This window comes from Rhodococcus sp. T9N, from assembly GCF_024436645.1.
GTDB classification, from domain to species: domain Bacteria; phylum Actinomycetota; class Actinomycetes; order Mycobacteriales; family Mycobacteriaceae; genus Rhodococcus_F; species Rhodococcus_F qingshengii.
On the sequence record NZ_JAMSKS010000006.1, the window covers coordinates 1 to 22,481 of the forward strand.

Here is a 22,481-nt window from a genome sequence, read left to right on the forward strand (position 1 = left end):
AGAAGTGGGACCTCACGGTCAACGAGTTGGCACGCAACGTCCACACCCACCCCACACTCAGTGAGGCACTGCAGGAAGCGATCCACGGCCTCGCAGGCCACATGATCAACTTCTGACGGCAGGGCCTTCGGCCCCGTGCGCCTTTTCGGTAGTTCGCACTACCGGAAAGGCACACGGGGTTTTTCGTCTTTTGTGTCGAGTTGTGTTGCGAAACCGCCATCTGAGGCCTTCGAGTCGGGGTGTAGGCGCGCAACGCATTAGCGTCCCGAGTCGACCATTCGGCTTTCGAAGGACCACTCATGAAAACTCGTTCCGTACTGCTCGCGGCTTGCGTCGCGCTGACGCTCTCCGCCTGTGGAACCTCAGGTGACTCCGGATCGGACGCCGAAGCTTCGGGTGCCGCCGAGGCGGGGGCGTTCCCCGTGACCGTCGACCACGCCTACGGTTCGACGACGATCGACGCGGAGCCTATGCGCATCGTGACCATCGGATGGAGTGGCCAGGATGCGGTGATCGCACTGAACAAGGTTCCGGTCGCCATGGAGAGCTTCTCCGGCGACGGCATCGAGAACAACATCCTGCCCTGGGACGCTTCGCGTCTGAACGGTGCCAAGCCCGTTCTCATGACGACCAATCCCGATATCCCGTTCGAGCAGATCCTCGGGCTCGATCCCGACGTGATCCTCGCCGTCTACTCCGGCATCGACGAGGGCGAGTACAAGCGTCTCAGTGACATCGCGCCGACCGTCGCGTTCCCCGACCAGCCGTGGGATACGGCGTGGGACAAGCAGATGAGCATGATCGGTGCAGCGCTCGGACAGCCGGAGCAGGCTCAGACGCTGATCGACGAGACCGGGGCGTACTTCGAGAAGCAGGCCGCTGATCACCCACAGTTCCAGGGCAAAACCGCAACGTATGCAATGCGCACCGACGAGGGCCTGATCGTCTTCTGCGGCACCGACCCGCGGATCCGTCTTCTCGGCCAGCTCGGGGTGAAGACCACGCCCGGTGTCGACGCAGTGTGCACTTCCGGCGACAGTTCGGTGTCCGTGGGCATGGAATCCATCGACACACTCGACGCCGACGTCTTCATTCTCGTCGACGCCGACGGCACCAACCTGGACAAGCTCATGTCCTTCGGTCCGTTCGCGAACATGACCTCGGTGTCGAACGGCCGTCTGGTTCGTCTGGTCGGAATGGACTACGCGATGGCTACGTCCGCTCCGACGGTGCTGAGCGTTCCCTACGCATTCGACGAGTTCATCGCTCAGCTCTCGGACAAGTTGAGCTGATTCCGGGCGTCGTACGACGCTTGTGACGCAACGATTTTCGGCACCTGCGATTCGAGTAGTTCGATCAGGGCCGTGATCTTTGCGGCGACGTCGGCGCCGAGTTCGGTCAGGCTGTATTCCACTTTGGGCGGGATGGTTTCGAGTACCTCACGGTGCACGAGGCCATCCCGCTCGAGTGTTTGCAGGGTCTGTGAGAGCATGCGCTCGCTGACTCCGTCGACGCGTCGGCGCAGTGCACTGAACCGGTACGGGCCCTCGTTCAATGCCGCCAGCGCGAGTGCGCCCCAGCGTCCGGTTGCATTCTGCAATGCCGCCCGAGAGTTGCACCCGCGAGCGAAGACGTCAGCCTCGAGCGTTGGGTCCACGACGTCGGCATTCGGATCAGGGGTCTGGGCAGCACGTGAAGGTGAGTCGGTGCTGGTCATGAACCCAGGCTACTACTGCACGATCCCATAGCGCTAACTCGACGTGTTGCACTTACGAAAAATAAGTGCATGATGGTTGGAGAACGCATTTACGCTTCAACCTGGATCGGGAGTTCGCATGAGCATTGCAGTCACCGGCGCAACCGGAAACCTCGGACAACTGGTAGTCGAGTCGTTGATCGAGCGGGGAACCGCCGCGTCCGACATCGTCGCAGTGGTCCGCAATCCACAGAAGGCGGAAAGCCTCGCCGCCCGCGGAGTAGTTGTACGTCAAGCGGACTATGCCGATGCCTCGGCGTTGGAAACCGCATTGGCGGGCGTCGACAAGCTGGTGCTGATCTCGGGAAGTGAAGTGGGGTCACGGCTCGCGCAACACACCAACATCATCGACGCGGCGAAGGCTGCCGGCGTCGGATTCATCGCCTACACGAGCATCTTGAATGCTCAGGACACGCCGATGAAGCTTGCTGCCGAGCACAAGGCGACCGAGGACGTGCTCACTCGGAGCGGTATTCCGTTCGCGCTGTTGCGCAACGGTTGGTACTGGGAGAACTTCACCAACGACCTTGCCGGTGTGATCGAACGCGGCGCACTGGTCGGTGCGGGAGCGGAAGGCAAGATCGCGGCTGCGGCGCGTGCGGATTACGCCGACGCCGCAGCAGTAGTCGCGACCACCGATGGTCACGAAGGTGCAGTGTACGAGTTGGGCGGTGACGAGAGGCTCACCTATGCCGAATTGGCCGAGAAGATCAGCGAGTTTGCCGGCAAGCCCGTCGCGTACCAGTTCGTGGACGAGCAGGCATACGAAGGCATTCTCGAGAGCGTCGGACTGCCTGCACCGGTTGCGCAGATCCTCGCCGATTCCGATGCTGCAATTGCCAAGGGGGCATTGGACACCGAGTCGGGTGACCTGCAGAAGTTGATCGGCCGCAGCAGCACTCCGGTGACTGAGGTGTTGAGGAAGGCCTGACCTGCTGTGCGCCTTTATTAACCGCGGGCGGTTAATAAAGGCGCACAGGGGGCTACCCCATGTGGACTGCACCCTCGGCGGGCAGATCACCCTTCTTGGCGCGGACCAGAACCAGCACTACCGGTGCGATGATCGCCAACAGGATTGCCGCCCAACCGAATGCGGCCGAGTATCCGGATACCTCGGCGCCGAAGAAGTAGTCCGTCATCGAGGCGACGAAGTCCTGCACCGGCTGGGGGAGTAGCGCCAATTGGTCACCAGTCGGGATGGTCGCGTTCGACATGTCGACAGGAATGCCTTCCGGCGGGATCGGCGCCGCGTTGTCGGCGGTGAAGGCCGACTTTGCCGAAGCGTAGATCGTGGTGAACAGTGCGGTTCCGAGTGCGCCGCCGATCTGCAGGGTGGCGTTGACCAGGGCACTGGCAGCGCCGGCGTCGTGGTCGGGGACACCGATCAGTGCGAGGTTCTGCATCGGCACCATCAGCAGACCGAGTCCGAAGCCGAAGATGGCGAGGCCGGGGAACACGTGCGTCCAGTAGGAGCTGTGTACCTCGATCTGGGTCAGCATGAGCAGTCCTACTGCTGCCACCAGCGGGCCGGCGACCATGAGCGGCTTGGGGCCGATCCTGGTGGACAACTGCGCTGCGATGGTCGACGCCAAGACGATGAAGAACGCCATCGGCAGCGATCCGACGCCGGCCATGACCGGGCTGAATCCGAGCACGATCTGCAGGTAGAACGTCAGGTACAACGTGCCGCCGAGCAGGGCGGCGCCCACCAGCATGGAGCCGATCAGAGCAGCGCCGCGATCGCGATGCCACGGAACGCTCAGCGGTAGAAGCGGATTCTTGCTGCGGCTCTCGACGACCACGAAGATCGCGAGGAAGACCAGACCCAGTGCGATGAACAGCAAAGTGTCCGCCTGACCCCAGCCGTGCTCGGCGCGTGTGAATCCGTAGACCAGTGAGCCGAGCCCCAGGGCGATGAGGACAGCGCCGGGAAGGTCGTAGCTCGTGTCGCCGTGCGCTTTGGTTTCCTTGACGATCGGGACAGCTGCAGCGATGGCGATCAGCGCGATCGGGATGTTGACGAGCAGGCACCAGCGCCAGTCGACGTACTGCGTCAGCACTCCACCGAGGAGCAGGCCGATGGCAGCGCCACCGCCGGAGATCGCGCCGTAGACGGCAAAAGCCTTGGCGCGCTCCTTCTCTCCGATGAAGGTGGTGGTGAGCATCGACAGCGCAGCGGGCGCGAGCAATGCTGCGAAGACGCCCTGGCCGGCGCGAGCGATGAACAGTTCGATACCGCTCTGCGCGATGCCGCCGATGCCGGAGGCAACCGCGAAGCCCGCCATGCCGACGATGAAGGATCGCTTTCGGCCCCAGTAGTCGGCGATACGTCCGCCGAGGAGCAGCAGCGCACCGAACGCCAAGGCGTACGACGTGACCACCCACGCGCGGTCAAGGTCGCTGATGCCCAGTTCTTCTTGGGCTGCCGGTAGGGCGATGGAAACGATGGTGCCGTCGAGCACCACCATGAGTTGAGCGAACGCGACGATGCAGAGCACCAGCCAGCGACGTTGATGATTCGGATTCTCGGAGACAGCCGGGATCGGTGGCAGAGTGCCGCCGTCGACGTGGGACGTGGTGGTCATTGGAAAAAGGTATTCCAGCCTTCTCGGGTGAGTCAAACGAAATAGTTCGTTCGGTTACCATCATCACTATGGCTCCCACTGACGTGACCGCGACGAAACAGCGAATCCTCGACGCTGCGCAAGAAGAATTCGGCACCTACGGGCTTGCCGGTGCGCGCATCGATCGGATTGCGAAGAACGGAAACGCCAGTAAGGAGCGCCTCTACGCCTATTTCGGTGACAAGGTCGCGTTGTTCCACGCGGTGCTCGACGTCGACTTCGAGCAGGCGATGGAATCCGTCGAGTTCACCGGTGAAGACATGCCCGCGCATGCCGTCGAACTGTTCGACGCAATGCTCGGCAAACCACAGATTCAACGGATGATGATCTGGGGTCAATTGCAGGGTGAGGCACCACGGATGAAGAAGCTGGCCGAGGAACATTCCAGCTGGGTTCCGCGAATGGCCACGATCCGCAAGGCTCAAGAAGACGGCCTCATCTCGAAGCACTGGGACCCCCAGGACCTGATCACGATGCTGTTCGGCCTCGTGTTCGGCTGGGTGGTGGCCCCCGGTGTGGCCGACAACCAGAACGTCGACGCCGACGAGATCGCGCGCCGCCGTGAAGTGGTGCGCGAGGCCGTCACTCGAATCTGCAAGCCGTGACTGTCAGCGAGAGAGGTACGCGGCCCAACCGCCGTAGTCGGTGATGTCAGCTGCGCCGTTTACGGCGTCATGAGTGCAGCTGAAACCGACTGTCGTTCTGCCGTCGGATAACTCGACGCTCGTGAGCGCCATCGGTGCAGGCAAGGCGGCGAGGAACGTTCCCAGCCCGGCCGGTGAGATCCGGAAGATCTCGCCGACGACCGGTGCCCCGAGGCCGGGTCCACGGCGTACCAGGCCGGGCTTCGGTGGCGTCGTGTCGAGAGCGAAGAGCCGGTAGGCATCCGAGGTCGTGACGGTTTCGACGTACCGCGCGCCGAGGTCGACCAACTGTGTGTTGAGGGGTTGCCCGCGCAGGTGAGCGCCGAATACTGCGAGGTCGATTCCGGTATCGACGAGGGTAGGTGAAGGCACACCGCCGAGTCGCGCAGCGAGGTCGATGGCGCTCTGGTCGTCGAAAGCGGGTACGACGAACATGACGCCGAACGGGTGATCTTCGGCAGTGCGGTGTCCGGGCGCCGCGACGGCCGCCATGTCGAGCAGGTTGCAGAAGTTGGTGAAAGTTCCCATCCGGCGGTTGATTCCGAACGGATCCTCGGTCACGGCGGCAATCGTCGGGTGTTCGGTGGTGGTGGGAAGCAGTAGGGCGTCGAACCCGGCGAGGAGTTCCCGGGCGGCAGCCTTGGCGCGGGTGAGAGCATCGAGATCGTCGACTAGCTGGTATCCGGTGGGGTGCTTCGCACCGAGCACGATGTCGGACACCGCGGGATCTGCTCCGGCAGGACGAGTTTCGAGGAACTCGCCGGCAGCGGCGTACCGCTGCGCCACTACGGCGCCGTCGTAGAGCAATCGGGCCGCGTCGAGCAGTCCGGATATGTCGACGGTCTCGGTCTCGGCGCCGCCGGCTACCAGAGCTGCCACAGTGTCCTGAAATGCTGCTGTATACGACGGGCTCAGTTGAGTGAGATCCTCGATTCGGGGGACGGCGACGCGGGGATTCGGCGCCGCCGCGAGACGAACGTCGGAAGGCCAGACGCGGCTGCGGGGATCCCGAGGTTCGTGGCCGATCATGATTGCCGCTGCCGCGGTTGCCGATTCGAGGTCGTCGGCAAATACCGTCAGAGCGTCGTAGTCGACGCAGGCGGGCACTACTCCGTGGGCTGGGATGACGCCGAGCGAGAGCTTGAGTCCGTAGATCCCGTGGAACGCTGCCGGCACCCGGCCGGAACCGGCGGTGTCGGTGCCGATTCCGATGTCTGCAATTCCCAGCGCGACAGCGACGGCGGATCCGGAGCTACTACCGCCCGAGATCAACTCTTCGTCCCAGGCGCAGCGAACGGCTCCGTACGGACTGCGCGTTCCGACCAGTCCGGTGGCGAACTGGTCCAGATTGGTCTTCCCCAGAACAACAGCCCCGTGCTCGATCAACCGCGCAACGGCACTGGCGGTTTCGTCCGGCGAATACGCGAATTCGGGGCACGCCGCTGTGGTCGGCAGACCGGCGACGTCGACGTTGTCCTTGACGGCGACCAGACGCCCAGCCAGAGGAAGATGCTCGCCCGCGGCGATTCTGGCTTCGACCGAAGCGGCATCGGCAAGCACATCTTCCTTGCGGCGCAACGTGATCCAGACTTCGGGGCGATCTACTTCCTCGATCCGCTGGAATGCCTGCTCGACCCGGGCTGTCGGGGTGAAAACTTCTGCTGCGATGGTCATGGTGTGTACTGCTCCGATCAGTCCGTGATGTTGGCGAGTGAGAGCGCGGTGATCGCGCGGGTCACCCGGTCGAGGACGACGTCGAGAGACTCGCCGATGTGCTGGTGCAAAAGCGTGCGGGCCTCGGGCAGATTGCCGGCACGTAGTTCTTCGAGGATTCGAATGTGCTCCGCGATCGAGGTGTCGATGCGGCCGTTGACCATGAAGTCGTACATCCGAACGTGCCGGATACGGGAATTCACCGACAGCAGCGACGCGACCAGTTCATTGTTTCCCGACGCCCTCAGTACGGCGACGTGGAATTCCTCGTCCAGTTCGACGAACCCCGGTTCCTGAGCGGGCGGATCGAGAGCCAGGGCACGCCACCGCACCAATTCGTCGTCGAGGATTGTTCGGTCGTGCCGGATCGTCGGATCTGCGATCGCCCGGGTAATTCCCTGTAGTTCCAGAGTGATTCGGAGTTCATACAGATCTCGGATCCGCGGGATACTCGGGCGCACGGCGGAGAACCCGTACTCTTCCCGGCGCAGGAGTCCATCGGCGCACAGCATCGTCAACGCTTCCCGTACTGGTGTGCGAGAAATGCCGAAACGCGTGGAGAGTTTCGGTTCCGTCAGGCGCTGATCGAACCCGATAGTCCCGTTGACCAGTTCGGTGCGTAGTTCCCGGTAGACCACCTCACGCAGTGGCTCCGGCGCCGTATTCATCCCTGTCGACATACCTGTATACGCTATTGATCAGGTGTTTCGTCCAGATGTCTTCGGGTTAGAGCTGAGTTACGGCCGCCGCGGAACTTCAGGAGAAGTCGCGCTGAACCCGCAAGGTTCCGATCGTGGTGGCCAGGCCGTCGTACTGAGTGACCAACAAGGTGAATTCGATCAACCGACGATCGTCGAGATGCTGCGAGAGCGTTCCCCACGTGTTGTCGGTGATGTCCTTGGTGGTGACCAACTCGTCGACCGCAGTCAAGATCGCACGGTGACGCGGACTCAACTCGGAAGCGCCAGGGCCCTCGATGATTCGGGCCAGTTCTTCTGCGTCGATTCCGGCTTTGCGGCCGAGCCTGATGTGGTGATCCATCTCGTAACCGCAGTCCCGCAGATGCGCGACCCGCAGGATGATCAGTTCGGTGTCGTGGCGAGAGATCTTGCCGCCGGGCATGAGTGAGCCGGAGTAGTGCAGCCAACCGCGGAAGAGTCCACCCGTGCGCCCCAAGGTGCTGAACAGATGCGCATCGGGTGCTCCGGCAGCCTTCGACAGGACACGCCAGATTCCCCAGTTGATCGGACCGAGGTCTTTGAATCGGCCGGGCGGGATGCGGGGGTTCATGCGACTCCACGGATGTGAGAGGGACGGAGGTCGATAGCTCGTTGCGCGATGTGGCGAACCGCGGCGCTGCGGCGGGGCGCGTGTACGCGTGACTTCCGGCCGACGATACCGCGCTCGAACGCGTCGACGGCGTCAGCGACGGTCGTGGTGCCGACGCTGGCGAGGGTTCCGCGTGCTCCGTCGAACGACAGTGCGGTGGTATCGGTGTCGATGTCGCCGATATACGCGACGCCCACCTTGGTGCCGAGGTGTTTCATTTCCAAGCGCAACGCGTCACCCAAGGCTTCGACGCCGGCGCGCGAAGCACCGAACGGTCCGCGAAACGGATGCTTGGCGGCGCCGTGAGCCGAGGCGACCACCAGGGCGTAACCGTTTTCGTGACTGATGTGCGGACCGGCTGCGCGCAGGGTGTAGTACGTGCCCATGAGATTGACTTCGACGGCGCGGCGCATGTCCGCAGGGTCGCCGCCGAGGATCGACGAGTTCGCCTCGACACCGGCATTGGCGACGACGACGTCGATGCCTCCCAGCTTCTCAGCGATGTAGTCGACGCCGCGAGATACCTGCTCGAGGTCGGCGACGTCGCACAACTGCCACGGCGCGCGGCCGCAGGAAGTGGCGACTTGCTCGAGAAGTTCCGGCTCGAGGCCGAGCAGTCCCACGGACGCACCACGGTCGTACAGGCGTCTGGCCAGCGAAGAACCGATATTGCGGGCAGCGCCGGTGATCAGGATGCGCCGACCCGTCAGATCGTCGCCACTGCTCTTGGCCGATTCGGCCTTGCCCGCCTCGCTCTTGCCCATGTGCTGTGTCCCTACGCAGTTACCTTCTGGTCCTCCGACGCTAACACCGCCGGGTAGCTGCGACTGCAAGTACCGCCAACTCCGTCCGAACGGGTGTTCAGACCGATGTGGCTTCGAGACGCGGATGTGACGAGGAAGCCTGGGTCGACCGCAATCGACGGAATCGGACCACGGCAACGACGGCGGCAACAGCGGCGAGGATCACCAACGGCAGTGACGGACCCATCGTGGGTTCGATGACAACCAGTAGCACCGGCAGTCCGAATCCGAGATAGGTGCCGACGTAGAAGATCCCGGTCAGGGCGCCCCGCGAGGCCGGGGGAGCCAGCGACTCGAGGTCGAGCAGTCCCTCACGCAGACACAGTCCGTAGGCCGTACCGAGGACGAGCGCGCAGACGATGAACAACCCGAGCGCGGGGTGTGCGCCGCCGACGGCGACCAGGCAGTATCCGAGCGCCGCCAGTGCGGCGCCGACCGTGCCGGCCTGAGGACCCCAATTGCGATGGCGCGCAGCGGTTTGAACCAAGATTCCAGCACCCAGAGTCAGCGCCGCCGCGAAACCCGGAAGGAGAGGGCCGGAGTAGCGGTCTCCGAGCCTGGCCGTCATGGTCACAAAAGAGACTGTTGCGCTGGCGAACACCCACGGCGCCAACGGAAGTGCCCAGAGCAGCGCATTTGCGACGGAGCGCTCCGCGCCGTCTGGCGCATTTGCGACGGAGCGCTCCGCGCCGTCTGGGACGGGTGTGATGGTCGCGGCTTCTACGGGAACAGGTGTACGACTCCACACAGCTGCCGCGGTAACCGAACCCACCGACAAGACGGCCGAGACGACAAAGGGCGTAGCGAGTGGGAAGGCGGCAAATTGTGCCAACAGACCCGAAAACAGTGGTCCCAGTGCAAAACCCGAGGTGAGTACTACGCCCGCCATCACGGTTCCGGACTTGCCGCGAAGGTCAGCCGCCCACGCGGTACCGGCGCCGATTGCCAGACCGGCACCGATACCGACAACGAGGCGCCCGACCATGAGCCCGGGCGCGTCGTGCCAGAGAAGAAGAATCAAGGTTCCGAGCGAGGCTATGAGCGCTCCGGGCAGGACGACTACAGCTCGGCCGACGCGATCCGACAGTGCTCCACCGGTCAACAGGCCGGGTAGAAGTCCGAGCGCGTAGATACCGAAAACACCGTCGAGCACGGTATGCGAAAGGCCCTCGTCCACCCGGAGAACCGGGATGAGCGAAGCAAAGTGGTTGGCGGCCCAACCCGTCGAAAGTAGAACTGCCAGTACCGAGATGAACCCGCGACGGGATGGATCGCCCATACCGGCAGCTTAGGCGGGTACCAGATCGCTCACGTCGGCGAGGAGTTCGAACGTGCGCAACCAAGCCTCGCGGTTGGTGCCGGTCGACACCGTGATCAGCTCGTCGGCCTGTGCATGCTCGGTGAACTCGTCGAGGTAGGCGCGGACCTCCGTGGGCGTGCCGATGGCGCTGTACTTGGTCATCTGCAGAACCTGCTGACCCGCGGGGGAGTCGAGCAGCATGTCCGCTTCGTCGTCCGTGAACTTGCGTCCGCGTCCGAGAAGAAGGCTGACGCGCGAACGCTTGGCCGCGAGGAAGTCCTGCTGAGCCTGCTCATGGGTGTCGGCGGCGATGACGTTGACGCCCGCGATGACGTACGGCTCCGCCAACTGCTCCGACGGCTTGAACTCGCGTCGATAGATCGCGACGGCGTCGCGCAGGGCGTTGGGGGCGAAGTGCGAGGCAAATGCATACGGCAGGCCGAGCATCGCGGCGAGCTTGGCTCCGAACAATGACGATCCGAGAATGTAGAGCGGAACGTGAGTGCCCTTACCGGGAACGGCATTGATTCCGGGGACGCGCGAAGTGTCGCCGAGGTAGCCCTGAAGCTCGAGTACGTCCTGCGGGAAGCTGTCCGAAGAACTCGGGTCGCGTCGCAAAGCCTGCATCGTCTTCTGATCACTACCGGGCGCGCGACCGAGACCGAGATCGATGCGACCCGGGTGCAGAGTCTCGAGGGTGCCGAACTGCTCGGCGATCGTCAGCGGCGCGTGGTTGGGCAGCATGATTCCACCGGCGCCGAGGCGGATTTTGCTGGTGTGCGCGGCGACGTGGCTGATCAGAACGCTGGTGGCCGAAGACGCGATGGAACCCATGTTGTGGTGCTCGGCATACCAGATTCGCTTGTAACCCCACTCCTCGGCACGCTGCGCCAAGGTCACGCTGGCGTCGAAGCTGTCTTTGGCGGTTTCGTTGTCGCCGATGTGGGCGAGATCGAGGATGGAAAGTGGGACGGCCATGAATGTGGTGCCTTTCTCAGCGAATAGAACGCAAACGTCGTTGGAAGGTGCAACCATCTGGCCGGCTTTCCTATTTCCGCCTGGTCAGCGCCCACGGATGGTGGCGAGGCGGACAAGGCGTGAAGTTCTTGTCTCGATTTCGGTCATTTCGGATATTTCGGATGAAATTGGGGGCTAGATTTCCCGAATCGGAGGTTCTTTCGCATTCCAAGTGAATCGAGACCAGCATGGCCACTGATCGGAAGGCTGTAAACAAGCGCAAAGTACGTGCATTACTTGCCGGAGGACTTGTCCTCGGTATCGGCGCCGCTGTCACCTTGGCGGCGTGGACAGACAACGTTTTCGGCGACGCGCAGTTCAAGACGGGAAGTTGGAATCTCCAGGGCAGCTTCGACGGACTGACGACCTGGGGTGAGTATCAAGTGGACGCTTCCGCCGGCCACTTCCAATTCAGCACGGGATTCGACGCACTCTCACCCGGAACGACGGTATACGCGCCGGTAGCGCTTCGGATCGGTCCCACGGCCAGCACTTCCGGCGCGACGGTACAACTACTCGGTGCAACGGGCGGTGATACCGACCTCAAACCCGCCCTGCGGTACTCGGTGTATCGAGGTGTCCCCTCCACGACCTGCACGGCAGCGGGAATTGGAGCAGGAACAGCATGGGTAGGCACGACAGCCAGTCCGGTGGCCTTGACGGCAGGTTCGGGTTCGGATGTCACCTTGCTAGGCACGGGCGTGCCGGTGGAACTGTGCTTCGCGGTCACGCTGCCTGCCGGAGTCGACCCTTCGATCGTGTCGGGCAAGAACACCGGGCGCTTGCTCTGGCAGTTCACCGGCCAGTCCACCCCCTGACGCCTGCGTGGTCACACGGCGAATGCGTCAGGTGTACGCACTGGCGGCCTCGGGACTCGTCCTGGGTATCGGTGCAACCACCGTGGCCGCCAGTTGGGTGGACAGCACGATGGGCGATGCATCGTTTCGCACCGGAACATTCGGAATCGAGTCGAACGTCGGCGGTGGATGGTCGTCGCATTCATCCAGTGCCCCTGGCGTTTTCACGTACACGCCCTCGGCGCTCCTGATTCGCCCCGGTGCGTTCTCGTACGGCCCGATATCTCTTCGAACAGTGCCGGTCTCGCCGGCAGCATCCGTCACTCTGCAGGCGGCCACGGTTGCCGGCGACTCCACTCTGGCGTCGGCGCTGCGGTATCGGGTGGTCAAGTCGACGACCTGTGATGCGTCAGCCTTCGCCACGGGAACACCACAATTCGTGGTGGGAAGTGCGACGGTGTTTCCGTCGCTCTCAACTGGTTCCGCAGTCGGGGCCATCGCGCTACCCACCGGTGGAGCGTCCCCGGGCGCCGCGGTGGCGCTGTGCTTCGAGATTTCGCTGCCCGCAACCTCGGCTAATTGGAGCAACTCGGCGCTGACCGGTAAAACGGCAACTCCCACTTGGCAGTTCAGTGCAACACCCTGAAGGAGCTGCAATGCCAACACATGCCCGGGCAACACATGCCCGGACGAAGAAGCGTTCGATCCCCACGATCATCGGGGACTGCATCCTTCAGGTTCTCGCTGCCGGTGGGGTTGTTTGTATCGCTTTGGTGATCTGTGCCTTCGTTTTCGACATCACACTGATCATGTTCAAGACCGGATCGATGTCGCCGACCATTCCGACCGGATCTCTGGCAGTTGTGCGGGAAGTACCGGCAGATTCCGTCGAGGTGGGCGACGTCGTCACCGTCGATCGGGGAGTGTCCGAACTGCCGGTGACCCACCGGGTCGTCTCCGCTCGTACCCAGGACAACGGCATCACGATTCTCGATCTCAAGGGTGATGCCAACGCTTCGGCTGATCCCGCGGTATACGAGGTCACCACGGTCCGAAAGGTGCTCTGGCACGTTCCGGGATTGGCGCGGGTGATCGTCTACTTCTCGAATCCTCTTGTTCTGGGGGCGATCACGCTGACCATGGCCGCTTTGGTGGTCGCGGTATTCTGGCCGCGCAATACCGATGACGACGATGATGCCGACTCGGCCGACCCGAAAACCGAACCCATTCAGGTTCTTCTACCGCCAGACGGCGGTAGACAATGAAGCGTCGCCACCTGTTTTCAGTCATCGTATTGGCAGTTGCGGTTGTTCTGGGCTCTGGTTTCTCGTCTCACCCACTCCTCGGAGAGACAGAAGCGGCGTGGACAGACTCCGAGTACGTTACCGGCCCGATTTCCACCGGTTCATGGACGACGAGTGGGTACGGCAGAGGCGCCGGCGGGCTCGGGTTGTCCAGTGGCGGAATCGTGATAGATCTTTTCGGCAGTTCGATGTTCGAAGGTGTCTCACAACAGAACACGATTGGAAAGGACCTGGACACAACCAATCTGGTGGTTGCAAAGCTACTGGGCGTCAACTCGTTGTCCCGGACCGGATCGATCTCGACGTGCGCTGCCTACTCGGTCGGGCAGCCAGCGAGCGGCCGCTGCCAGTCGGCAATTGTTTCGGATACCGATGCGACGTCGACACTCACCTCGATGACCGTGACAGTGAACTTGCTGTCTCTACTGGGGGTTGATCTGGTCAGTGCGCCGATAGTCACTGTGGCATCGCCGATTACGGCAGGGGCTGCGTGCGATACCTCGAACAGGGCATCGGTATCGGCGAGTAGCCCCACGAATCAGGTGACGGTGGGATCTCGCGTCCTCACGATTCCACAGCCTGCCGAGAACGCATCGGTGACGGTAACAGGGGCGGACGCCACTGTGAACGCCGCTGGCTTGGCGACGATTCAATACACGAACATCAAGCTCGTGAGCACGCGAACGTCCACGGCAACAATGGCGCAATCGACGCTGAGCGTGAGTCTTTCGATGGCAGCTTTTGCGATTCTGGGGGCGCAGATACTGGGCACCACAAACGTGACATTCAATCTTGTAACGGCCCAATGCGGAATTGGCAGCGCGACATACCCGGTCACGCCGCTGAGCCTCCCAACCGGATTTGCTGCGCGTGCGGTCAGCCCGACGTCTACTTCGGTGAGCGAACCCCCGTCATCGACGACTTCTTCGACCACGGCAGCTGAGACCACGGCAGCTGAGAACACTGCAGGGATGACGACCACCGCGTCTGTGCCGACACCGACAGCAACCCCGACATCGACAGCAACCCCGACATCGACAGCAACCCCGACAACGACGGCTACACCAACTACGAGCACACCGGCTCCGGCAGATCCAATCGGGACAGCGATCCACGGCCCTGCCGATTCGAGCATCTCCGCCTTCACCACGGATACCGGACTCTCCTGCGAGGTTGCTCCTGACGCGGACTACACGAGCGAAGTTGCAGTCGAATGCTCGGACGGCACAACGGGTACGGTCCCCGGTTCTGAACTCGGCCCGCAGCCAACCGTAGCGGGGGAGTATCTGCTGGTCCCCCTGACGAGAGACCACGTCACCGAAGTCTTCACCCTGAAGTCAGCGACACGACGCTGATCAGTTCCGCACAGCGTTGGCCATGGCGGCCAACGAGAGGGCCTGCCGAGCGCGGTCGAGGACAACCGCACGAGAGATGTCGATGTGCGACACCAGTGCCTCGTGTGCTTGCGGAATCTTGCCGTCCAGCACCAGTTCGACGACGGAGATATGTTCCTCCACGGTGGCCTTCATACGGTCGGGAGTCAGGTAGTCGAACATCCGCACGGGGCGCAGCTTCGAGTTGACGGCCTGCAAGGCGTCGACCAACGCGTGGTTTCCGGACGAGGCGAGGAGCGCGATGTGGAACTCCTCGTCGAGCGTCACGAAGCCGGCGTCCGGTACCGGCATCTGTTTGAGAAATGCGTACCACTTGTCGAGTTCGGAACCGAGCGCGTCTCGATCATGAGCGGGGGCCTCACCGTCTAGTACCCGCCGAAGCCCGTGCACTTCGAGGAGTATGCGCAGCTCGTAGAGGCCACCCAACTCGTCGAGGTGCGGTCGGTACGGAAAGAGTCCATGTTCGTCGCGCTCGACCAGCCCGTCGGATTCCAACTTCGCGAGCGCTTCGCGCACCGGTGTTCGCGAGACACCGTAGAGATGAGCCAACCGTTCTTCGCCGAGTCGTTCGGATGGCGCGATCTGACCGGACATCAGATCGTTTCGGATCGACCGGTAAACCTGTTCGCGCAGCGGCGGCCGCACACTCATGTCAGATTGCCATCGCTCGACGAACCGCCTCGGTGGACGTGGTGCCGCCCTCACCGGTCGAGGTCACGTGTCCGGCCGCGAGAATGCTGTAATGCTGAGCAGATTGGAGCGCGAAACCGATGTGCTGCTCTACGAGGAGGACACCGAGATCGCCGCGCTCGGTGAGTTCCATGACGGTTCTTTCGATTTCGGCGACCACGTTGGGCTGAATGCCCTCGGTTGGTTCGTCCAGAATGAGGATCTTGGGCTCGGTGATCAGGGCGCGAGCGATGGCAAGCTGTTGTCGCTGCCCACCGGAGAGAAGTCCCGCGCGACGGTCGAGGAGCGTGGTGAGTGCGGGAAACAGATCCAATGCCTCTGCGATGAGTGCCTTTCCGCGTTTGCGCCCGTCGGCGACCACCCGAAGATTCTCGGCAGTTGTCAGTTGTCCGAACGACTGCTGGCCCTGGGGTACGTAGGCAAGTCCGCGAGCGACGCGGGCGCTCGGCCGTAGACCGGTGATGTCCTCACCGTTCAGAAGTACCTTTCCCCGTGTAGGTTTGATCAGACCGACGGCGGCGCGCAGCAAGGTGGTTTTACCCGCACCGTTGTGACCCATGACTGCCGCAACTCCGTCGCTGGGAACCAGCAGGGATACGCCGTGGATCACTTCGGTGCGTCCGTAGCCGGCGCGGATGTCGACGAGCTCGAGCATGATTCAGTCCTCCGGGGTCGGTTCGGTGTCGGCGCCGAGATCGGTTCCGGCAGCGGCTGTGCCGAGGTAGACCTCTTGCACCTTGGGGTCGGCTTGGACCTCCGCCACAGTTCCTTCGGCAAGCACTTTCCCAGCGGCGAGCACTGTGACGGACGTGGCGAAGGATCGCATGAAGTCCATGTCGTGCTCGACTACGACGACGGTTCGCGCACCGCCGATGCGCCGCAGAAGGTTCCCGGTCTCCTCGCGCTCCTCGAGGCTCATGCCTGCGACGGGCTCGTCGAGCAGGAGCACGGAACAGTTCTGTACCAACAACATTCCGATTTCGAGCCACTGCTTCTGTCCGTGCGCCAGAATGCCTGCGGCGGTGTCCCTGAGGTGCTCCAACCCGGTTGTCTCCAGCGCCTCTTCGATCTCGGGAAGCACACCTTTGCGTTTTCTGAGCAGGTTCCACGGTGATCGGCCGGCTCCGGCCGCGATGTCGAGATTCTGCAGCACCGAGAGCTCTTCGAAGACGCTTGCCGTCTGGAAGGTTCGCCCGACGCCGAGGCGGGCGATCTTGTGAACCTTCTTGCCGAGCAGTTGCTCGCCGGACTTCGTGATGGAACCCGTCGCGGGAACGAGTCCGGTGATGGCGTCGACCAACGTTGTCTTTCCAGCCCCGTTCGGGCCGATGAGAAACCTCAGGTCGCCCTGCATGAGGGTCAAGTCGACGCCGTCGACGGCCTTGAAACCGTCGAAGCTGACCGAAAGATTTCGTACTTCGAGGTACTCGGACGACATTCCGGCGTTGCCGCCCAGTGCCGGTGTGGGTTCGCTGGTGGCGGTTGTGTTGGTCATGACGACACCTCCACTGGTTCGGGTTGGGAGACCTTGACCGGTGGGTCGGCCGGGGTCTCACGCTTCTTGCGGTGGCGCATCAGGGCGAACAATCCGGCCACACCTGCCGGGAAGAATCCGACCACGACGATGAACATCAGCCCTTGCGCGTAGATCCATCCCGAAGGGAGTTTCTCCGAGAATGTCGACTGTGCCCATGCGACGCCGATCGCACCGAGTACCGGACCGAGAAGCGTTGCGCGGCCGCCGATCGCGACCCCGATGAGGAAAGCGATGGACGGGACGATCCCGACGTCGGCGGGGGAAATGATGCCCACGATCGGAACGAACAGCGCGCCGGCGATACCGGCGAGGAACGCCGCGGTCACGTAGGCGACCAGTTTGATGTTCGCCGGATCGTATCCGAGGAAACGTACGCGCTCCTCTTGATCGCGGACGGCGACGAGGAGTTCGCCGTATCGGGAGTTCATCAGCTGGCGAATCAGAGCGACCGATGCGAGAAGAACTCCGGCGGCGATGAAGAACAACATCTGCTTGTTCGCCGGATCGTTGAGGTTAAAACCGAAGAACGTGCGAAAGCGGTTGAGGCCGTTGCTGCCACCGATCGACTGCTGGCCGATCAAGAGGATCGCGAAAGCCGCGGCGAGTGCCTGCGAGAGGATCGCGAAGTACGCGCCCTTGACTCTCCGCTTGAACACACCGAGTCCGAGGAGAAAGGCAACAGCGGCCGGCAGGAAAAGGATGGCGAAGATCGCCACGAATGGCGAGGCGAACGGTTGCCAGTATCCCGGCAGTTCGGTCTTGCCGGCGATGGACATGAAGTCCGGGACCGCGTCACCCTTGAGTTCGGCATCGGCGATCTTGAGGTGCATCGCCATCACGTATGCGCCGATCCCGAAGAACACCCCCTGGCCGAGCGTGAGCATTCCGCCTCTGCCCCAAGCCAAACCGATACCGACAGCGACTATGGCGAAGCACAGGAATTTGGCCAACAGTGACAGCCTGAAGTCCGAGAGCACAGCCGGAGCGACGGCGAACAGCACGATGGCGGCGAGTGCAAAACCGCCCCACACCCGAATTCGGGAATTGTTCAGGATGCTCATACGAGGCTCCTCGTCTTGACTGCGAACAGGCCCTGCGGCCGAACTTGAAGGAAGACGACGATGATGACGAACACGATCACCTTCGCGATCGACGCTGTCGTCGAGTACTCGATGAACGAGTTCAAGATGCCGAGGGCGAAGGCTGCGATCACGGCTCCCTTCATCTGACCGAGACCGCCGACGACAACAACCAGGAAGGCGTCGATCAGATAGGACTGGCCGATAGTCGGGCTGGTGGAACCGATGAGCGTCAACGCGACACCCGCGACGCCGGCGAGCCCGGAACCGAGGAAGAAGGTCGTGATGTCCGTACGACGAGAGGAGATTCCGCTCGTCTCGGCCAGATCGCGATTCTGGACGACGGCCCGGATGCGTCTACCCATCGACGACTGCTTCAGTGCGACCGAAAGTGCGATCACCGCTGCGATCGCCAACACCAGAATGAAGATGCGGGTTTTCGGCACCACGGCGCCGAAAATATCGACCCCGCCCGAAAGCCAGCTCGGCGCCGAAACATTGACTGCCGGCGCGCCGAAGATGTCGCGCGCCAACTGCTGAAGGATCAATCCGACGCCGAATGTCACCAACAGGGTGTCGAGGGGTCGGTGGTACATCCGCGATACCAGGACCACTTCGAGCACGACACCCATCAGTCCGCCGACGACAAAACCGACGAGCAGAGAAATGATCAACGATCCCGTTGCATTCGAGATCACCTGCTGCACTACGTATGCGGTGTACGAGCCGGCCATGATGAACTCGCCGTGTGCCATGTTGATGACACCCATCTGCCCGAACGTGAGAGACAACCCCAACGCTGCCAACAGGAGAATCGATCCGATACTCAAACCCGTGAACAACTGCCCGATCACAACATCCATGACAGACGCTCCACCTCTCTACTCGTCGATTCCGTCAATTCCGCCTTTTGTCGATCAGCTACCGAGCCCCTCAGCCCAGGGGTAGTTCTTCAGGTACGGATCCGGCTCGATCGGCTGTCCCGAATCCCAGACCGTGTAGATCAGTCCGTCGGAACGGATTTCGCCGATCCGGGCAGTCTTGGTGATGTGGTGGTTGTCGCCGTCGATGGTGACGAGTCCTTCGGGCGCCTGGAAGGTCACACCGTCGGCGTTGTCCTGAATATCCTTGACCGCAAACGAGTTGGCCTTCTCGACGGTGTTCTTCCAGAGGTAGACGGAGGTGTATGCCGCTTCCATCGGATCGGACGTGGGCTTGTCCTGGCCGAACTTCGCCTTGTACGCCTCGACGAACTTCTTGTTCTCGGGGGAGTCGATGGTCTGGTAGTAGTTCCACGCCGTCAGCTGGCCTTCGACGTTCTGGACTCCGATACCGCCGACCTCTTCCTCCGCAATGGAGACGGAGACGACGGGCATGTCGGCGGGCTTCAGGCCGACATTCGAGTATTCACGGAAGAACGCGACGTTGGAATCACCGTTGAGTGTGTTGAACACGGCATCGGCGTCGGCTGTGCGGACCTTGTTCACGATGGTGGAGAAGTCGGTCGAGCCCAATGGCGTGTAATCCTCGCCCTTGATCTCGATGCCGTTCGCTGCCGCGTACGCCTTGATGATGCGGTTCGCGGTCTGAGGGAACACGTAGTCGCTCCCGACCAGATACAGCGACTTGACGCCCTTCTCCTTCAGGTAATCCAGAGCGGGGATGATCTGCTGGTTGGTCGTTGCACCCGTGTAGAAGATGTTCTTCGAATCTTCCAGTCCCTCGTACTGGACCGGGTAGTAGAGCAAAGAGTTGTTGTCCTCGAACACCGGCAGCATGGCCTTACGGCTCGAGGAGGTCCAGCCACCGAAAACTGCTGCGACGCAATCGCTGCTGATCAGTTTCTCGGCCTTCTCGGCGAACACTGTCGGCTCCGACGCGCCGTCCTCTGCCACGATCTGGATCTTCTTGCCCAGCACACCGCCGGAATCGTTGATCTCCTGCACCGCCAACGAGATGGAGTCGCGGACCGTCACTTCACTGATGGCCATGGTGCCCGAGAGTGAATTCAGGGAACCGACCTTGATCGTGTCCCCCGAGGTGTCGACGCACGACGTAGCCGTCGAATCTCCCGATGCGGTGTCTGTTGCCTTGCTTCCGCAGCCGGTGAGAACCAAGCCCAGCGCGGCGAGAGCGGCCGGCGCGGCAAGGGTGCGCTTCGAGAAGGTTCGCATGTACGGGCCTTTCGTGTCGATGGCTCTGGCAGACAATGGCTCTGACAGATCTGTATCCGGAGTGCGTATACAACGCTGTATTCGTCGAGTGCACAGAGTAGGTGGAAGTTGTTGCGGTGGAATGACTGTCGGTGACAAGTGTGTGTCCGGTGTTTCGATTGGGTGTCCAGGACCTCACACCGCAGGTCAGCGAGGGTGCGGTGTTAGCATCGACGAGAAATTGATCAAGCACTCGCTTGACGATCGGAACGTCGGAAGGATCTTCTCGTGCGCTCGACCCGACGGGACGAAATACTCGCTCATGCGGCCAAGCTGTTCAGTGAGCGGGGAATCGCCGCGACGACGGTGCGAGACATCGCCGACGAAGTCGGGATCCTCTCCGGCAGCCTCTATCACTACTTCGACTCCAAGGATGCGATAGCCAACGAGATCGTCGTCCGGTTCCTCGAAGATCTCAACGTCCGGTACGAGGACTCGATCGAACCGGAAGGTTCGGCTCGAAATCGGCTGGCCACGATGGTGTCGGTGTCTTTTGCCTCGGCGGTGGATCACCCGTATGCCACGGAGGTCTATCAGGGAGAAGCCATACTTTCGTCGCAACCGGCGGACGCGCCCATCACCATCCTGGTTCAGAAGGCACACAGCTACTGGCGATCGGCTATCGCTCGCGGAATTGCCGACGCGGAGTTTCGGGAAGACATCGATCCCGAACAGTTTCACCGTCTCCTGCGTGAATCCGTCTGGTCCACCGTCGCGCAGTATCGCCCGCAGCTTTCCGAATTGGCCGAAGATCTGCAGCGCAATCTGATTTCGGTTTTCCTGGACGGCTTTGCCGCACGTTCCGTCGACGGCGAGCCGGTGGCACGCGTTGCGCGGCGCACGGCGAAGAAGGAAGCGCAGACCGAATCTCCCGACTCGGACCTTGCCGAACTCCGCTCTGATGTCGACGAATTGAAGTCCGTCATTCGCGAACTCAGCTCCTCGATCCGGCAGCTGCAGAAGCCGTAACACCGCAGTTCCTGCGCGTGTAGTTCGGATTTTGACTATCAGTGTGACCCAGTGCATACTTCTGTCCACACTCGTAAATCAAGCGCTTGTTAGATTTACCAAGCATAGTTTGGACGGGAGTTCGATGTGAGACTCGGAAAGGCGATCGCCGTCTGCGCGGCAGTGGTCCTCGGGGCGAGCGCGTGCGCATCTGCCGGTGTCATTCCCGAAGACACCATCGTCATCGGTTTGGACGAGGACTCCACCGGGCCCGGTGCGTCATACAGCACGATCGCCGGCAAGACCGTGCGGCTGACCGTCGACCTGATCAACCAGGCGGGCGGAATCAACGGTAAGCAAGTCGAATTGGTTGTCGAGAACGACGAGAGCAGTCCCACCAAGACCCCGTCGATCATTCGGAAGTTGGTCGATCACGGATCAAGTGCGGTCATCCTCGCCACGGGCAGCGGGTCGGTGCTGCAGGCCAAGTCGATTCTCCAGCAGTCGAAGATTCCTGCGATAGCTCCGGTCGTTCTCAGCGACGCCTTTGCCTCGGCGCCCGACAACGACTTCTCGTTCATGATTCCGAACTCGTTGAAGCAGTACGCCCAGGTGTACTGCGGGGCTTTCGAGAAGATGGGGTACAAGTCCCTGGGAATTCTCGGTGACGCGAGTGCGTCCATCGACGGAATCATCAAGACCCTGCGGCCGGCGCTCGAGAAGTGCGCGAGAGTGACGGGCGTCGAAAAGGCGCCGGTCGATGCCGCGGACATCACCGCACAGGTCTCACGTCTCGCGGAAACCGAACCGGACGCGATTCTGGTCGCCAGTATCGGCGGGCACTTCGAAATCCTCGCGCACAACACCTTGTCGAAGGTCACCCCGCAGACGCAACGCTTCTCACTCGCTTCCATCGGAAACCAGCCCGCATCTTGGGCTTTGGCGGACCCGAAGGCGTTGAGCGGCATGGTGTACATGGGCTCGCTCAGTGAGAACAACCCGAGAACCGCCGAACTGCGTCGCAAGGTGCAGGCGGTCAAGGGGCCCGATTATCAACTGACCGCCTACGACGCACAGGCGTACGACGCCGTCATGATGTTGGCCGAGGCCATCGAGATTGCCGGCGATCACCGAGATCGGACGGCCGTTCGTGATGCTCTTCAACAGGTTTCGGCACTTCCCGCCAGCTTCGGCCAGGACGGACTGACACTGTCGTTCTCCTCGCAGGATCACCTTGCTCCGGACAGCCTCTGCGGACTGGTGCTCGTCGAATTCGGTGAGGACAACAAACCGGCCCATCCGTGGGATTCCTACCAACCCCCGTGCGGATAAC

Annotated in this window: 24 protein-coding genes; 8 read left to right on the forward strand and 16 right to left on the reverse strand. The window is 62.2% G+C overall.

The features are described 5' to 3' along the window. Positions 1–299: 299 nt before the first annotated feature. Positions 300–1,292, forward strand: coding sequence for an iron-siderophore ABC transporter substrate-binding protein (locus M1L53_RS12210; protein WP_007735411.1), 993 nt, complete (start codon positions 300–302; stop codon positions 1,290–1,292). Here M1L53_RS12210 and M1L53_RS12215 read toward each other — a convergent pair. Next, positions 1,268–1,717 carry a helix-turn-helix domain-containing protein gene (locus M1L53_RS12215; protein WP_007735410.1) on the reverse strand — a complete coding sequence of 150 codons (450 nt, stop codon included), beginning with the start codon at positions 1,715–1,717 and terminating at the stop codon, positions 1,268–1,270. The genes M1L53_RS12210 and M1L53_RS12215 overlap by 25 nt on opposite strands. 118 nt (positions 1,718–1,835) lie before the next feature. Here M1L53_RS12215 and M1L53_RS12220 point away from each other — a divergent pair, with 118 nt between their 5' ends. Then, positions 1,836–2,687 (forward strand): SDR family oxidoreductase, encoded by an 852-nt coding sequence (locus tag M1L53_RS12220; RefSeq protein WP_054186868.1) that lies wholly within the window; start codon positions 1,836–1,838, stop codon positions 2,685–2,687. A 52-nt stretch (positions 2,688–2,739) separates the two neighbouring features. Here the strand turns inward: M1L53_RS12220 and M1L53_RS12225 are convergent, their stop codons facing one another. Beyond that, positions 2,740–4,341 carry an MFS transporter gene (locus M1L53_RS12225; RefSeq protein ID WP_054186869.1) on the reverse strand — a complete coding sequence of 534 codons (1,602 nt, stop codon included), beginning with the start codon at positions 4,339–4,341 and terminating at the stop codon, positions 2,740–2,742. Between the two features lie 68 nt (positions 4,342–4,409). On the opposite strand from M1L53_RS12225, the gene M1L53_RS12230 reads away from it, so the two are divergent. Continuing rightward, entirely contained in the window at positions 4,410–4,985 is a 576-nt protein-coding gene (locus M1L53_RS12230; protein WP_003941498.1) for a TetR family transcriptional regulator, read from the forward strand. Between the two features lie 3 nt (positions 4,986–4,988). Here the strand turns inward: M1L53_RS12230 and atzF are convergent, their stop codons facing one another. From atzF to M1L53_RS12260, 6 genes are all read right to left on the reverse strand, one after another. Continuing rightward, positions 4,989–6,698, reverse strand: coding sequence for an allophanate hydrolase (gene atzF, locus M1L53_RS12235; protein ID WP_054186870.1), 1,710 nt, complete (start codon positions 6,696–6,698; stop codon positions 4,989–4,991). Between the two features lie 17 nt (positions 6,699–6,715). Beyond that, entirely contained in the window at positions 6,716–7,417 is a 702-nt protein-coding gene (locus M1L53_RS12240; protein WP_019744458.1) for a GntR family transcriptional regulator, read from the reverse strand. Between the two features lie 76 nt (positions 7,418–7,493). Further along, positions 7,494–8,027, reverse strand: coding sequence for a carboxymuconolactone decarboxylase family protein (locus M1L53_RS12245; RefSeq protein ID WP_019744457.1), 534 nt, complete (start codon positions 8,025–8,027; stop codon positions 7,494–7,496). Then, entirely contained in the window at positions 8,024–8,830 is an 807-nt protein-coding gene (locus tag M1L53_RS12250) for an SDR family NAD(P)-dependent oxidoreductase (protein WP_054186871.1), read from the reverse strand. Before M1L53_RS12250 ends, M1L53_RS12245 begins: the two co-directional genes overlap by 4 nt. A 97-nt stretch (positions 8,831–8,927) precedes the next feature. Continuing rightward, on the reverse strand, positions 8,928–10,148 hold the full coding sequence (locus tag M1L53_RS12255; RefSeq protein WP_054186872.1) for an MFS transporter: 1,221 nt from the start codon (positions 10,146–10,148) through the stop codon (positions 8,928–8,930). A 9-nt stretch (positions 10,149–10,157) separates the two neighbouring features. Further along, complete coding sequence (locus M1L53_RS12260; protein WP_039973481.1) at positions 10,158–11,147, reverse strand: LLM class flavin-dependent oxidoreductase; 990 nt, start codon at positions 11,145–11,147, stop codon at positions 10,158–10,160. Between the two features lie 227 nt (positions 11,148–11,374). Here M1L53_RS12260 and M1L53_RS12265 point away from each other — a divergent pair, with 227 nt between their 5' ends. The 3 genes from M1L53_RS12265 to M1L53_RS12275 are packed head-to-tail and all read left to right on the forward strand — an operon-like array spanning position 11,375 to position 13,248. Next, on the forward strand, positions 11,375–12,004 hold the full coding sequence (locus M1L53_RS12265) for a SipW-dependent-type signal peptide-containing protein (RefSeq protein ID WP_007735401.1): 630 nt from the start codon (positions 11,375–11,377) through the stop codon (positions 12,002–12,004). Between the two features lie 7 nt (positions 12,005–12,011). Further along, complete coding sequence (locus M1L53_RS12270; protein WP_228232510.1) at positions 12,012–12,629, forward strand: hypothetical protein; 618 nt, start codon at positions 12,012–12,014, stop codon at positions 12,627–12,629. Positions 12,630–12,639: 10 nt separating this feature from the next. Further along, entirely contained in the window at positions 12,640–13,248 is a 609-nt protein-coding gene (locus tag M1L53_RS12275; protein WP_054186874.1) for a signal peptidase I, read from the forward strand. A 352-nt stretch (positions 13,249–13,600) separates the two neighbouring features. Here M1L53_RS12275 and M1L53_RS12280 read toward each other — a convergent pair whose 3' ends face one another. The 8 genes from M1L53_RS12280 to urtA form a co-directional block, all read right to left on the reverse strand. Further along, positions 13,601–13,822, reverse strand: a complete 222-nt coding sequence (locus M1L53_RS12280; RefSeq protein ID WP_042923314.1) for a hypothetical protein — start codon at positions 13,820–13,822, stop codon at positions 13,601–13,603. 114 nt (positions 13,823–13,936) lie between these two features. Next, positions 13,937–14,437, reverse strand: coding sequence for a hypothetical protein (locus tag M1L53_RS12285; protein WP_054186875.1), 501 nt, complete (start codon positions 14,435–14,437; stop codon positions 13,937–13,939). A 205-nt stretch (positions 14,438–14,642) separates the two neighbouring features. Next, positions 14,643–15,332 (reverse strand): GntR family transcriptional regulator, encoded by a 690-nt coding sequence (locus tag M1L53_RS12290; protein ID WP_020906727.1) that lies wholly within the window; start codon positions 15,330–15,332, stop codon positions 14,643–14,645. A 1-nt stretch (position 15,333) separates the two neighbouring features. Beyond that, positions 15,334–16,026 carry an urea ABC transporter ATP-binding subunit UrtE gene (gene urtE, locus M1L53_RS12295; RefSeq protein WP_003941544.1) on the reverse strand — a complete coding sequence of 231 codons (693 nt, stop codon included), beginning with the start codon at positions 16,024–16,026 and terminating at the stop codon, positions 15,334–15,336. 3 nt (positions 16,027–16,029) lie between these two features. After that, the gene (gene urtD, locus M1L53_RS12300) at positions 16,030–16,866 is read right to left on the reverse strand and encodes an urea ABC transporter ATP-binding protein UrtD (RefSeq protein ID WP_003941545.1); all 837 of its coding nucleotides are present in this window, start codon (positions 16,864–16,866) and stop codon (positions 16,030–16,032) included. Further along, positions 16,863–17,969 (reverse strand): urea ABC transporter permease subunit UrtC, encoded by a 1,107-nt coding sequence (gene urtC / locus M1L53_RS12305; protein ID WP_007735392.1) that lies wholly within the window; start codon positions 17,967–17,969, stop codon positions 16,863–16,865. Before urtC ends, urtD begins: the two co-directional genes overlap by 4 nt. After that, complete coding sequence (gene urtB, locus M1L53_RS12310; protein WP_003941514.1) at positions 17,966–18,850, reverse strand: urea ABC transporter permease subunit UrtB; 885 nt, start codon at positions 18,848–18,850, stop codon at positions 17,966–17,968. Before urtB ends, urtC begins: the two co-directional genes overlap by 4 nt. A 54-nt stretch (positions 18,851–18,904) precedes the next feature. After that, positions 18,905–20,161, reverse strand: coding sequence for an urea ABC transporter substrate-binding protein (gene urtA / locus M1L53_RS12315; protein ID WP_019744446.1), 1,257 nt, complete (start codon positions 20,159–20,161; stop codon positions 18,905–18,907). Positions 20,162–20,428: 267 nt separating this feature from the next. Here urtA and M1L53_RS12320 point away from each other — a divergent pair, with 267 nt between their 5' ends. Together M1L53_RS12320 and M1L53_RS12325 are read left to right on the forward strand one after the other, a co-directional pair. Continuing rightward, entirely contained in the window at positions 20,429–21,169 is a 741-nt protein-coding gene (locus tag M1L53_RS12320) for a TetR/AcrR family transcriptional regulator (RefSeq protein ID WP_007735390.1), read from the forward strand. Between the two features lie 126 nt (positions 21,170–21,295). Further along, the gene (locus tag M1L53_RS12325) at positions 21,296–22,480 is read left to right on the forward strand and encodes an ABC transporter substrate-binding protein (RefSeq protein WP_261949223.1); all 1,185 of its coding nucleotides are present in this window, start codon (positions 21,296–21,298) and stop codon (positions 22,478–22,480) included. Position 22,481 lies beyond the last annotated feature (1 nt).

Excerpts from the sequence above, each read along its gene's own strand:
- M1L53_RS12210 (WP_007735411.1), top strand. The coding sequence starts at position 300 with ATGAAAACTCGTTCCGTACTGCTCGCGGCTTGCGTCGCGCTGACGCTC.
- M1L53_RS12215 (WP_007735410.1), bottom strand. The coding sequence starts at position 1,717 with ATGACCAGCACCGACTCACCTTCACGTGCTGCCCAGACCCCTGATCCG.
- M1L53_RS12220 (WP_054186868.1), top strand. The coding sequence starts at position 1,836 with ATGAGCATTGCAGTCACCGGCGCAACCGGAAACCTCGGACAACTGGTA.
- M1L53_RS12225 (WP_054186869.1), bottom strand. The coding sequence starts at position 4,341 with ATGACCACCACGTCCCACGTCGACGGCGGCACTCTGCCACCGATCCCG.
- M1L53_RS12230 (WP_003941498.1), top strand. The coding sequence starts at position 4,410 with ATGGCTCCCACTGACGTGACCGCGACGAAACAGCGAATCCTCGACGCT.
- atzF (WP_054186870.1), bottom strand. The coding sequence starts at position 6,698 with ATGACCATCGCAGCAGAAGTTTTCACCCCGACAGCCCGGGTCGAGCAG.
- M1L53_RS12240 (WP_019744458.1), bottom strand. The coding sequence starts at position 7,417 with ATGTCGACAGGGATGAATACGGCGCCGGAGCCACTGCGTGAGGTGGTC.
- M1L53_RS12245 (WP_019744457.1), bottom strand. The coding sequence starts at position 8,027 with ATGAACCCCCGCATCCCGCCCGGCCGATTCAAAGACCTCGGTCCGATC.
- M1L53_RS12250 (WP_054186871.1), bottom strand. The coding sequence starts at position 8,830 with ATGGGCAAGAGCGAGGCGGGCAAGGCCGAATCGGCCAAGAGCAGTGGC.
- M1L53_RS12255 (WP_054186872.1), bottom strand. The coding sequence starts at position 10,148 with ATGGGCGATCCATCCCGTCGCGGGTTCATCTCGGTACTGGCAGTTCTA.
- M1L53_RS12260 (WP_039973481.1), bottom strand. The coding sequence starts at position 11,147 with ATGGCCGTCCCACTTTCCATCCTCGATCTCGCCCACATCGGCGACAAC.
- M1L53_RS12265 (WP_007735401.1), top strand. The coding sequence starts at position 11,375 with ATGGCCACTGATCGGAAGGCTGTAAACAAGCGCAAAGTACGTGCATTA.
- M1L53_RS12275 (WP_054186874.1), top strand. The coding sequence starts at position 12,640 with ATGCCAACACATGCCCGGGCAACACATGCCCGGACGAAGAAGCGTTCG.
- M1L53_RS12290 (WP_020906727.1), bottom strand. The coding sequence starts at position 15,332 with ATGAGTGTGCGGCCGCCGCTGCGCGAACAGGTTTACCGGTCGATCCGA.
- urtE (WP_003941544.1), bottom strand. The coding sequence starts at position 16,026 with ATGCTCGAGCTCGTCGACATCCGCGCCGGCTACGGACGCACCGAAGTG.
- urtD (WP_003941545.1), bottom strand. The coding sequence starts at position 16,866 with ATGACCAACACAACCGCCACCAGCGAACCCACACCGGCACTGGGCGGC.
- urtC (WP_007735392.1), bottom strand. The coding sequence starts at position 17,969 with ATGAGCATCCTGAACAATTCCCGAATTCGGGTGTGGGGCGGTTTTGCA.
- urtB (WP_003941514.1), bottom strand. The coding sequence starts at position 18,850 with ATGGATGTTGTGATCGGGCAGTTGTTCACGGGTTTGAGTATCGGATCG.
- urtA (WP_019744446.1), bottom strand. The coding sequence starts at position 20,161 with ATGCGAACCTTCTCGAAGCGCACCCTTGCCGCGCCGGCCGCTCTCGCC.